The sequence below is a fragment of the Stenotrophomonas sp. KH_029 genome, from assembly GCF_057839765.1.
The window spans coordinates 1,152,646-1,164,739 of the sequence record NZ_CM174498.1 but is presented as its reverse complement, the minus strand read 5'-3'; the positions used below and the strand labels follow the sequence as shown (position 1 = coordinate 1,164,739).

Annotated in this window: 7 protein-coding genes and 1 pseudogene; 1 reads left to right on the top strand and 7 read right to left on the bottom strand. The window is 68.7% G+C overall.

Annotated elements, in window-relative coordinates:
- Positions 1–402: 402 nt before the first annotated feature.
- Positions 403–876 carry a single-stranded DNA-binding protein gene (locus AC3ITM_RS05420; protein ID WP_489268983.1) on the bottom strand — a complete coding sequence of 158 codons (474 nt, stop codon included), beginning with the start codon at positions 874–876 and terminating at the stop codon, positions 403–405.
- A gap of 322 nt (positions 877–1,198) precedes the next feature.
- Between AC3ITM_RS05420 and AC3ITM_RS05415 the strand changes: the two genes are divergently transcribed.
- Positions 1,199–2,230, top strand: coding sequence for a LacI family DNA-binding transcriptional regulator (locus AC3ITM_RS05415; RefSeq protein ID WP_489268981.1), 1,032 nt, complete (start codon positions 1,199–1,201; stop codon positions 2,228–2,230).
- A 34-nt stretch (positions 2,231–2,264) separates the two neighbouring features.
- On the opposite strand, the pseudogene AC3ITM_RS05410 reads toward AC3ITM_RS05415, so the two are convergent.
- From AC3ITM_RS05410 to AC3ITM_RS05385, 6 genes and pseudogenes are all read right to left on the bottom strand, one after another.
- Positions 2,265–4,326: pseudogene (locus AC3ITM_RS05410) on the bottom strand (hybrid sensor histidine kinase/response regulator).
- Complete coding sequence (locus AC3ITM_RS05405; RefSeq protein WP_489268980.1) at positions 4,316–5,833, bottom strand: DUF7125 family protein; 1,518 nt, start codon at positions 5,831–5,833, stop codon at positions 4,316–4,318. The pseudogene AC3ITM_RS05410 and the gene AC3ITM_RS05405 overlap by 11 nt, the downstream one beginning before the upstream one ends.
- Before the next feature lie 116 nt (positions 5,834–5,949).
- Complete coding sequence (locus AC3ITM_RS05400; RefSeq protein WP_489268979.1) at positions 5,950–6,330, bottom strand: SseB family protein; 381 nt, start codon at positions 6,328–6,330, stop codon at positions 5,950–5,952.
- A 120-nt stretch (positions 6,331–6,450) separates the two neighbouring features.
- Positions 6,451–8,172: an alpha-amylase family glycosyl hydrolase gene (locus AC3ITM_RS05395; RefSeq protein WP_489268977.1), complete on the bottom strand. Its 1,722-nt coding sequence runs from the start codon at positions 8,170–8,172 to the stop codon at positions 6,451–6,453.
- Positions 8,172–9,659: an MFS transporter gene (locus tag AC3ITM_RS05390; RefSeq protein WP_489268975.1), complete on the bottom strand. Its 1,488-nt coding sequence runs from the start codon at positions 9,657–9,659 to the stop codon at positions 8,172–8,174. The genes AC3ITM_RS05395 and AC3ITM_RS05390 overlap by 1 nt, the downstream gene beginning before the upstream one ends.
- Positions 9,656–11,857: a Six-hairpin glycosidase-like protein gene (locus AC3ITM_RS05385; protein WP_489268973.1), complete on the bottom strand. Its 2,202-nt coding sequence runs from the start codon at positions 11,855–11,857 to the stop codon at positions 9,656–9,658. The genes AC3ITM_RS05390 and AC3ITM_RS05385 overlap by 4 nt, the downstream gene beginning before the upstream one ends.
- Positions 11,858–12,094 lie beyond the last annotated feature (237 nt).

Here is a 12,094-nt window from a genome sequence, read left to right as displayed (position 1 = left end):
CCGGCCTCCCGACCGGTATCAAACGCAACCAATCACCGCAATGCAATCGATTGCACCATAGGGTACGGGATCGTTTTTTTGCAAGACGCAGTGCACGAAAACCCATGTTGCAGGGCACAACGCGCATCGCGCGGGTTGCCGCGTAACGGTGATGGACAGTCGGGAAGCGGCCGGAGGCGGGCTGCTGGATGGGCCGAGGGGGTGTGCAACACCCTCGCCACCGACGGCGCAGGCAAGCACCGGAGGGCGACCGTGCGATGAAGGCCGCTGTTGCCACGTTCAATGGCGCCTGCGCGGCTACCTCGGCAATGGCGCGTTGAATGGAAGAATCTTCGGGACAAAGAAAAGCCCCGTAAAACGGGGCTCTCCTTGAAACGTCCAGCACTTGCCGGCAAGTGTTGTTCAGAACGGAATATCGTCGTCGGCGAAATCGTCCATCGGCGGAGCCGACTGCGGGGCCTGCTGCTGCGGACGCTGCTGGCCGTAGCCGCCGCCCTGGCCGCCCTGGCGCTGACCACCGCCGCCAGCACCGCCGCCTTCACCACGGCCGCCCAGCATCTGCATTTCATCGGCAATGATGTCGGTGGAGTACTTCTCCACGCCGTCCTGGCCGGTGTACTTGTCGTAGCGCAGGCTGCCTTCGACGTAGACCGAGCTGCCCTTGCGCAGGTACTCGCCGGCGATCTCGCCGAGCTTGCCGAAGAACACCACGCGGTGCCATTCGGTGCGCTCCTGCTGGTTGCCGTCCTTGTCCTTGCGGACGCTGGTGGTGGCCAGGCTGATGCGGGTGATCGCCATACCGCCCTGGGTGTACTTCACGTCCGGGTCGTTGCCGAGGTTGCCGACCAGGATGACTTTATTGATGCCGCGCGCCATAGGGTTGCTCTTCCGTTGTCCGAGGGCAGGCCGCAGTGATACCACAGCCCCGGCCGGGGTGCAGGTACGCAGTGCCGCCCCTGGGAAATTGGGGGGATCCAGAATGCCCCATCTTATCATTGCCATCGCGCCCGGCTCGGTCGGAATTCCGGCCAAAAACGACCGGAATCGGCCTCACGCCTTGTGCGGCAAGGCCGGCCGGCGGTAGCGGCCGTGCCACAGCCGCCCCGGCCACGGCCTGGATGCGGCGGGCACCGCCGGGCCCGGCCAGGGACGGGCCGCGCATGGCATGATACGGGTCGTATCCCCGTCGTCCCCGGCAATGACCATCCGCGGCAAAGCCACTTCCCTGGATATCGCGCACCTGGCCGGGGTGTCGCAGCCGACCGTGTCGCGCGCGCTGCGCGGCAGCCCGATGGTCAACCCGGAAACCCGCGAGCGCATCCTGCGCATCGCCCGGGAGCTGAACTACAAGGTCGACAAGAACGCCTCCAGCCTGCGCCTGCGCAATGCCGGCACGCTGGCGCTGCTGTTCTTCGAGGACCCCACCAACGACGATTCGCTGATCAACCCGTTCTTCCACGCCATGCTGGGCGCGATCACCCGCGCCTGCGCGCTGCGCGGCTACGACCTGCTGGTGTCCTTCCAGCAGCTGTCCACCGACTGGCAGGCCGACTACGAGGACAGCAACAAGGCCGACGGCATCATCCTGCTCGGCTACGGCGACTACCACGAGTCGCGCCAGCGGCTGCAGCGGCTGGTCGAACAGGGCACCCACTTCGTGCGCTGGGGCGCGGCCCTGCCCGACCAGCCCGGGGTGTCGATCGGCAGCGACAATTTCCAGGGCGGCTTCGACATCACCGCCCACCTGCTCGACCAGGGCTGCCGGCGGATCGCCTTCCTCGGCCATGCCTCCAGCCACTACCCCGAGTTCGAAGAACGCTACCGCGGCCACGTGGCGGCGATGGCCGCGCGCGGGATCCGTGCCGACCCCGGCCTGCAGCACGATGCGATCACCACCGAACAGGATGGCTTCGACGCCTGCCAGGCGCTGCTGGCGCGTGGAGAGCAGATGGACGGGGTATTCGCGGCCAGCGACCTGATTGCCATCGGCGCGATGCGCGCCCTGCGCGAGCGCGGGTTGCGCATTCCGCAGGACGTGGCCCTGGCCGGTTTCGACGACATCCCGCTGGCCGCCTCGGTGTCGCCCACGCTCACCACCGTGCAGCAGGACACCAAACAGGCCGGACAGCTGCTGGTGGAAAAGCTGCTGGCGCTGATCAACGGCGAGGCGGTGGACAGCCAGACCATCGCCGTGCGGCAGGTACTGCGCGAGTCGTCGCGGCACCGCTGAGCCTTCGTGCGACGGATCGGCCGTCGGGCCACGCTCAGGCCACGCACGCCTCGTGTCCGTCGGCCAGCGCCTTGCGCACCGCCGCGCTGAACTCGTCGAGCAGGAATGGTTTGGCAATCATCGCCATCCCGGCCTCCAGGAACGCCGAGCGTTCCTGCGCCTTTTCGGCGTAGCCGGTCATGAACAGGATCGGCAGCACCGGGCGCGACTGCCGCGCGATCTCGGCCAGCTGGCGCCCGTTGAGCCCGGGCAGGCCCACGTCGGTGATCAACAGATCGATGACGCGCGGGGAGGCCAGCGGCGGAATGGCCGCATCGGCGTCGCCGACCACTTCGACCTGGTAGCCCAGGTCCTCCAGCACCACGGTGACCAGCATCCGCACCTGCTCGTCGTCTTCGACCACCAGGATGGACTGCCCTGCCCCCAGCGAGACCACGGCGGCCGCGGCCGGTTCGGCCGGCGTGGCCGGTGCCTGCGCCAACGGGATGTACAGCGATACCGTGGTGCCCTGCCCTGGCGCCGAATCGATGGCGATATGTCCGCCGGACTGCTGCATGAAACCGTACACCATGGACATGCCCAGGCCGGTGCCCTTGCCGATCGGCTTGGTGGTGAAGAACGGCTCGAACGCGCGCTCCACCACTTCCGGCGGCATGCCGGTGCCGGTGTCGGAGACGGCCACCACCGCATAGTGGCCGGCCGGAATGCTGGCATGCTCACCCTGCCCCATCTGCACCGCGCGGGTCCGCAGCACCAGCGCGCCGCCATGCGGCATCGCATCGCGCGCATTGATCGCCAGGTTCAACAGGGCGCTTTCGAACTGGTTGGCATCCAGCGTGGCGTGCAGCGGCGCGGCGGCGATCCGGGTATCGAGCCGTACCGTTTCGCCCAGGGTGGTGCGCAGCAGGTGCAGCACCGATCCGACCAGGGCATTGAGCTCGAGCGGCTTTGCATCCAGCGATTGCCGCCGGGCGAAGGCCAGCAGGCGCTGGGTCAGGCCGGCGGCACGCTGGCTGGAGGCGGTGGCGGTATCCAGGAAGCGGTGCAGGTCGTCGGTACGGCCCATTTCCAGCCGCATCCGCACGATGTCCAGCGCCGACAGGATGCCGGTCAGCATGTTGTTGAAATCGTGCGCGATGCCGCCGGTCAGTTGGCCGATGGCTTCCATCTTCTGCGCCTGGCGCAGGGCCGATTCGCTGGCTTCGCGCGCGGCCATCTGCGCTTCCACGCTCGGCCACCATCTCCTCCAGCTCCTGCGCATGCTGCCGGCTGCTTTCCAGGGCCAGTTTGGACACGGTGATGTCGGTAACGAAGACATGGAAGCCGTCGGCACTGCCATCGGCGAGCAGGCGCGGCGAATAGCGCACCTCCACGTCGCAGCGGCGGCCGTCGCGGCGCGGCCAGGTGGTCTCGAACACGGTTTCGTGCCCGGCCAGCGCACGGTCCATGGCCGGCATGCGCTGCTCCCACGCGTCGGCGCCGATCACCGCACTGACATGCTGGCCGATCACCTCGCCGACCGGCCGCTCGAACCAGGCTTCGTAGGCCTTGTTGGCGAACCGGTAATGCAGGCTGCGGTCGATGAAGGCGATCAGCACCGGCATGGCGTCGGCGATCAGCCGCAGCTCCGCCTCGCTGCGCACCAGGGCCACGCGGCTGTCGGCCAGCGCCTGCATCTGGTCGCGCACCAGGTACTGCTTCTGGCGCGCGCGCAACGCGCCCTGCACGGCGCTGAGCAGCGAGATGCTGCCCAGCGGGCGGTCCAGTTCCACCACGTTGAGCGAACGGGGCAGCAATCCGTCGGCCGGTGAACGGCGATGGGCGCGCGGGGAGCGCAGCAGGATGAAGGGCAGATCGGACCAGGCCGGCTGCGCGTTCAACGCCGCCAGCAGGGCCTCGGTGCCGCCGACAATGGCCTCTTCGGTGACCAGCGCGGCCCCGGCGCGTTCGTCGATGGCCGCGCCCAGTGCCGCCAGCTGCGGCGCGATCTGCGTGCTCAGCCCGGCGCTGTGCAGCACCGTGGCAATGCGGTCGGCATCGCGCCCGAACGGCGCGACGATGTGCACCACCCCTGTACTGCCGTGATCATCCGGCATGGGCCTGGCCCAGCAATGCCGTACTGTCGCCGACGAATTCGGGGGTGCCGGTGAGGATGCCCTTGAATTCCTTCAGTGGGCCGCTGAGCGACAGCCCGCGGCCGTTGATCTTGAGCTCGCGGATGGTGTCCTCGTGGGCGCCGCCGCGGTTCTTGATCACCGAGATCGCCTTGCGGATGCGTCCCTGCGCTTCGAAGAAGCGGAACAGGATGACCGCATCGGCGATGTAGGAAACGTTCAAGTTGCCGGTGGACATGCTGCCCACCAGCCCATGCTGCGGGTTGACCAGGAAGGTCACCACGCCCTGCTGGTTGAGGTAGGACAGCAGCTCATGCAGCTGCAGCATCAGCTGCTTTTCCTGCGGCATGGCCGCGACGTAGCCGTTGAGGCTGTCGATCATCAGCACGCTGCAACCGCCCTGCTCGACCGCCCTCTGGATGTTCCAGGAGAACTCGCCGGGCGAGATGTCGGCCGGGTCCATCTGGATGATCTCCAGCAGGCCCGACGCCAGGTGCTGGTGCAGGTCGATGTCCAGCGCCCTGGCGCGCGCCAGCAGCGTGCCCACGCGCTCGTCGAACTCGAAGATGCAGCACTTCTCGCCGCGCTCGCAGGCCGCCCAGATGTACTGCAGGGCCACGTTGGTCTTGCCGCTGCCGGCCGGGCCGGTGAGCAGGGTGCAGGTACCGCGCAGGGGGCCGCCGCCGAGCAGGTTGTCGATCTCGGCCACGCCGCTGCCAACGGGGGTGCCATGGAACTGCTCATGGTGCTGGTTGGCGATCAGGCGCGGAAACACCTCCAGCCCACCGCCACGGATCACCATGTCGTGGTAGCCGGCCACGAAGTCCACGCCGCGCAGCTTCTGCACCTGCAGCCGGCGCCGGGCCGGGCCGAAATCCAGGGTCAGCCGTTCCAGCGACAGCACCCCATGGCACAGGCTGTGCAGCTGGCCGTCGCGATCTTCGCTGGTGGAGGTCAGATCGTCGACCAGGAATACCGTGGCCGCCTTGGGCGCGAAGAACTGCTTCAGCGCCAGGATCTGGCGACGGTAGCGCAGTGAATCCTGCGCCAGCAGGCGCAGTTCGGACAGCGAGTCGAACACGATCCGCGACGGACCGATCCGGTCCACTTCGCCCAGGATCAGGTTGACCGTTTCATCCAGTTCCACCTCCCACGAATGCAGCACCGACTGCAGGCGGCCGTTGCCCAGCGCGTCCTCGGCCGAGCCCAGCTCGAACAGCTGCAGCCCGTCCAGCGACCAGCCGTGCGCGGTGGCGACCTCGCGCAACTCCTCGGCGGTCTCCGACAGCGTGATGTAGAGGCAGCGTTCGCCCCGGCGCAGGCCTTCGAGCAGGAACTGCAGCGACAAGGTGGTCTTGCCCGAACCAGGCGGCCCTTCCAGCAGGTACAACCGCCCTTGCGGGAAGCCGCCGCGGAGGATCTGGTCCAGGCCCTGGATACCAGTGGTGATGCGGGAAGTTTGTGTCTGCATAGGGCATAGGTTCGCCATTTTCGACGCGGCGAGTCTAGCAACGGGTCTTGTGTAGGCCTTGTGTGATCTGCGTTGCTGGCTGAAAGCACATTAAGCAACGTGTGGGCGGCGTAAAACCAGCCCGGCAGCGCAACCTAGGCGAAATCCTTGAGGATCTCGCCGATGCCGGCCGGCGAGAGTTCCAAGCCCAGCGTGGTGCCCGGGTTGACCACCACGCCATATCCGCCGGGCACGCGCTTGAGCACCTCGAGCATCGGCACGCGCAGCGTGTGCGGCGCCTGCTGGCTGTGGAAGCCCACCCGCGCCATGTCGGTGAACACCGCCACGTGCAGCACGCCCTGCTTGTCGAACAGCAGCGGGTCGAAGCCGCTGCCGTCGGGGGTGACCAGGCTGCCGGTCAGCAACACCACCTCGGCGGCCACGAAGGCCTTCATGAACAGCCCGATCGGCAGTTGCCCGTCCATGGCGGATTTGAGCAGGGTTTCGATCGGGTTCTGCGGGGCAAGCTCGGTCATGGGGCCAGGTGCGACGGTTGCGGGGGCGCCATTGTACCGGGGCGGTGTGGCGGAGCCCGCAACGCTGGCGCAACACCTAGCCACCAATGGTGGCGCGATGTACCCACCAACGGTGGGTACCTACCGGGCCAGGCGCCGGGTGCGCGCCTGCTGGTCGGCGACGGCACGCTGCAGCTCGGCCTGCAACTGCGGCTGGGCCACCGGGGCGTCCAGCAGGTACACCTTGACCCCGTGCGCGGGCACGGTCGCCTTGAGGCTGCCCGTTACCTGCCGGCTGCCACCGTCCAGCGCATCGCGCCAGCGGCCTGCCTGCAGGTAGCGGCGCACCTCCATCGTGCGCGCGGTGTCGCCCTTGTTGAGCAGCACCAGCGCGGTCTGGGTGGTATCGCCCTGCTGCAGCACGCGGAAGAACACAGCCTCATCGCCGTGCAGGCGCTCGTTGACCTGCAGGCCGCGCTGCAGCGCCGGGGTGGCCTGGCGCAGCCGGGCGATGCGCTGCAGCGGGGCGAAGATCGGGCTCTGCGGGGCCGCGTCGATGCGCGGCTGGCCGAAGTAGGCGCGGTTGCCGGCATGTTCGGCGCGGCTGCGCATGAAGCCGGTTTCCGAGCCGTAGTAGATCACCGGAATGCCGCGCGCGGTGAACAGCCAGTGGTGCGCGTCGATGAAGCCGTTGTCGCTGGCGTCCAGGCGGGCCATGTCGTGGTTGTCGTAGAAGCTCATCAGCTCGTACGGATTGGCGTACGGGCCACCGACCAGGTGCAGCGGTTCGGCCAGGGTTTCAAAGCCCTGCTGCGCCTTGCCGAACACCGAGGACAACGCGCCACGCAACGGGAAATCCAGCACGCTGACGTTGGCATTGGCCGGCCAGGTGTGTTCGGCGATCTTGCCGGCATCGTAGTCGAAGGCCTCGCCGAACATGAACATGCCCGGATGCGCGGCGCGGATGCGGCCGACGAATTCATGCCACCACGGGTGCGGCAGCCAACCGATGGTGTCGATGCGCAGCGCATCCACGCCCTGCGCGGTCCACTGCAGGTAGGCGCCGACCAGGTAATCCATCACCGCCGGATTGTGCGGATTGAAATCGGACAGCTCGGCCAGGTTGCCGTCGAAGATCGAGCCGTTCTTGCTGTCGACCGGGCCGATGTTGCTATAGAACGCGTGCAGCGGGTTGTGCGCCGGGTCCAGCTGCTGCGGCGGCAGGTTCTGGTGGTCGGCGACGAGCGTTCCGTGCTTGTCCAAGAGCTGCCCGAACTGCGGCTGGCGCGTTGGCATGGTCCACGCCGGCGAGCCGTGGTTGCCGACGATGTCCAGTACCACCTTCAGCCTGGCCGCGTGCAGGCCACGGGTGAGCCCGGCAAAGTCCAGGCCGGCGCTGGGCAGGTGCTCGTCGAGTTTGTAGAAGTTGATGCCCCAGTAGCCGTGGTAGCCGGTCTTGCCGCGGTCGGTCAGGGTGCTGCTGCAGCTGATCGGCTTGCTGCCGGTGAAGGCCTGGTCCGGGTTGTCCACGATCGGAGTGATCCACACCGCGCCGAAACCCAGGTTGGCGATGTAGTCGGCGTTGTCGAGCACGCCCTTGAAGTCGCCGCCGAGGTAGCCGATGTTGCCGTCGACCTTGTCCGGGCACGCCACCGGGATGTCGAAGGTGCGGTGCCTGCCGCCCTGGTCGCGGTGGTCGTTGTCCGGGTCGCCGTTGACGAAGCGGTCGGTGACCACGAAGTACACCGCCTCGCTGGCGAACGGTTCGCTGGTACCCACATACTCCGGGCGCGGCGCGGCGACGGCCTGGGCCGACAGCAGTGCGAACGACAGGCCCAGCGACAACCGGGAAGAACCACGCATCAGGCAAGCTCCTGTGAGGAAGGCACGTACAGCACGCACAGCCCGGCCAGCACCAGGCTGGCCCCGCCCAGGGCGAGCACGTGCATCGGATCGCCGCCCAGCCAGGTGCGCAGCATGAAGCCCAGCGCGCTGGCGGCGACCAGCTGCGGGATGACGATGAAGAAATTGAACAGGCCCATGTAGATACCCATCTTGGCCGCCGGCACGCTGTCGGACAGCATCGCGTAGGGCAGCGACAGGATCGAGGCCCAGGCGAAGCCCACCCCGACCATCGACAGCAGCAGCCACCTGGGGTCGTCGATGAACATCAGCGAGACCAGCCCGGCGCCGCCCAGCCACAGGTTGAGCAGGTGGCTCCAGCGCAGGCCGAACCGGCGCACCATCGGCGGGATCAGCAGCGCGGCCAGCGCGGCAAAGCCGTTGTAGGCGCCAAACAATACGCCCACCCAGTTGGCGCCCTCGTTGTAGGCGGCCGAGGCGGGGTCGGTGGAGCCGAAGTGGGTGCCGGCCACCGCGGCGGTGGTGTAGATCCACATCGCAAACAACGCGAACCACGAGAAGAACTGCACCCAGGCCAGCCGGCGCATGGTCTGCGGCATGCTGCGCAGGTCATCGACGATCTGCGCCAGCATATGCGTGCCCGGCACTACCCGCGCCAGGCCCAGCAGCACGCCATAGGCCGCACACAGCCCGGCCAGCACATACAGCATCTTGTCGCCGCGCTGCCAGGCGATGGCCGCGGCCAGTACCACCCCGACCAGCAGCCACAGGGCGCCCTGCGCCCACGCCGGCGGGCCGGCCACGCGCGCAGGCAGGTGCGCGGCGGGCGGCTGCGCATCGGCGAACCCGGCCAGTTCGGCCGGCGAATACTCACGCGTACGCAGCACCGTCCAGCAGATCGCGCCCAGCAGCACCACCGCACCGAAGTAGAACGCATAGCGCACGGTATCGGGCACCTGCCCTGCCCCGGCGGTGTTGGCCACGCCGAGGTGGGCCAGGATGAAGGGCAGGAAGCTGGCCACGATCGCGCCGATGCCGATGAAGAAGCTCTGCATCGCGTAGCCGGCCGGCCGCTGGCGCGGCGCCAGCTGGTCGCCGACAAAGGCGCGGAACGGCTCCATCGACACGTTGATCGAGGCATCCAGCACCCACAGCGTGCCGGCGGCGATCCACAGCGTCGGCGAGTTGGGCATCACCAGCAGCGCCAGGGTGGTGAGCACCGCGCCGGCCATGAAGTACGGACGGCGCCGGCCCCAGCGGGTCCAGGTGCGGTCGGACCAGTAGCCGATCACCGGCTGCACCAGCAGGCCGGTCAGCGGCGCGGCGATCCACAGCCCGGGCACTGCATCCATCGGCGCGCCCAGGGTTTCGAAGATGCGGCTGGCATTGGCGTTCTGCAGGGCGAACCCGAACTGGATGCCGAGGAAGCCGAAGCACATGTTCCAGATCTGCCAGAACGACAGCGCGGGCTTGGCCGGGCGGCTCATCGTGCATCCCCTGCGGCAGCGGCGATCGGCGCGATCAGCAGCGCGCTGACCTGGGCCTGGTTGAGCACGCCATCGCGGCCGCCCTTGCCGCCGTTGTAGGTGGCAAAGTGCGCCAGTGCGCTCATGTTGAAGCCTTCTTCCAGCGTAAAGCGACAGCGCCCGCCGGGCAGGTCGAATTCGGCGGCGGTGGAGTCCTGCGGGCCTACGCTGTGCGGCATCACCACGCTGGCGCGCAGCGCCGGCTGGCCCGGGCACTGCGCGACCAGTTGTTTCACCGCCACGGTGACGCCGGTGTTGATCGGGCCATTGGGATTGGCATAGCGCAGGCGGATGCGTACCCGGGTGGGGGCCGCGGCGGTCCAGGACCATTGCCTCGCGCCGGCCAGGCGCTGCTGCGGGCCGACGCAGGTGGTCGGGCTGTGCAGCGATTCCAGCGGGCCTTCGCGGCGGGTGACGCTGAGGCAGTGCCGGTGGCCGTCGTCGCCGAGGGTGAACGATGGCGCGGCGGTGACCTCGCGGCCGTCCAGCCACAGTGCGTGGTTGGCGGGAACGGCGATCGACCACGCCTTGCCGCGCCGGACCGGCTTGGGCGCGGTGGGCGTGGCGGGGGCGTAGGCAGCTGCAGAAGCAGAGGCAACCGAGCGTGGCTCGGCACTCCCCGGCGCCGGTGCGGCCACCAGCTGCACGGTGACGGTGTTGCCCCTGCGCGCGGTCTTGCCGGCCACCAGCAGCTGCCCGTCCAGTTTGCGCGGGCGCTTGAGCACGTAACGGGTTTTGCCGTCGTCCAGTTCGATAGTGCCGCGCTTGCCGAACAAGGCCGGCACCAGCGCGGTCGGCAGTTTCGGCACGACGCTGCCGTCGGTTTCCACGCCGAACACCCCTTCCAGCACCATCGACAGGTAGCCGGCCACCGACCACAGCTGGCGTGGCGAATTGACCACCGGGCCGCTCAATGCGCCCTCATCGACATGCACGGCAAGGCTGCGCATCTCGTAGTTTTCCATGTTGGAGCCGGCCAGCGCGCTGCCGCGCATCAGCGATTCGATCTCCCGCTGGATGCGGGCGGCATCGTCCAGCCGGCGCGCGGCGCGCAGCGAGTAGGCGCTCACGAACGGCCAGACCGCGCGGTTGTGGTAGATCGGCTGCCGCGCTTCCTGCGGCCACACCACCGGGCTGCCGCCCTCCACCGCCGGGTAACTGGCCAGCGCGCGGCGGGCGCGGTCGGCCGGGAACACGTCGGCCAGCACGCCCAGCGAGATCGCCAGCAGGTCGTACTTGGCATACGGCACCGGGTGCGCGGCCTCGCCGATGTAGCTCATGTACAGGCCGGCGTCCCCGCGCCAGAAGCGCGCATCGATCTGGATGGCCAGCGCGTCGGCCCAGCCGGCGTAGTCCGCCGCGCGGGCATCGCCGCGCTCGCGGGCCAGCCGCTCGGCCAGCCGCAACGCCTGGTAATGCAGCACGTTGGTGGACAGCGCGAAGGAATCGCCGATGAAGCGTACGTCCTTGGCCGTCCAGTCCGGGTAGGTCTGCTCGCGCCAGTCCAGGAACGAGGTCTCGCCCCGGTACAGGCCGATGCGGGGATCGAATACCGCCGCACGGTCCTGCGCCAGGGTGGCCTGCAAAGCCTGCCAGGTCTGCCCGGCGAACGCCGGGTCATCGAGCAGCGCGCGCGCGGCCAGGAACCACACCACCCGGTCGCTGCTGATCGGCCAGCTGCCGCCCGAGCCGGTGTCCTGGGCGACGAACAGCCCCGGGGTACGCCCGTCGCGGGCGGTGGACAGCTTGAACTGCAGCGATTGGCGGGTGCGTACCGGGTCCAGCCGCGCCAGCGCCAGGTCGGCGGCGAAACTCACATCGCGGGTCCACACATAGGGCCAGCGTTCGCCGGTCTGGAAGCAGTCGCAGGGCACCGGCCTGCCCTGGTTGAAGGCCGGGTCGCGGATCGCGTCCACGCGGTCGGCGTCCAGCTCCTGCTGGGCCAGCGCGAACAGCGCGTCGAACAGCACGCTGTCGGTGCGGCTGCGCATCGGCTGCGCGGCGATCTCCACCTCCTGCGCTGGCCCATGCAGGCGGTAGCCGCCATCGGCGGCAGCGACGGCGCGCGCGGTGCGGCCGTCGAAGCTCAGCTCGGCCGCCGTGGCGGCCCAGCTCGGCGCCAGCCCGAAGGCGGCGGTCAGGCAGATCATCTTCAGCATCGAAGCGGACGACCGGCTTGCGCCCGTCGGCCTCCCTCCCTCGTTGCACGCGTTGTGGTTACCCAGCCCCGTACCGGCCAACGGCCGGTACCGACCGGCGGGTGGTTGCACCGGTGCGGCGCTGCGCTCGCGGCCCCCTCCCAGGGTGCCTTGGCCCCATGGTAGACGGCAGGCCGCGGCGCGCGCCCCTTTGCATACGTATTCATCGCAATGCAGCCGAAGCGCCGGATCTGCGTG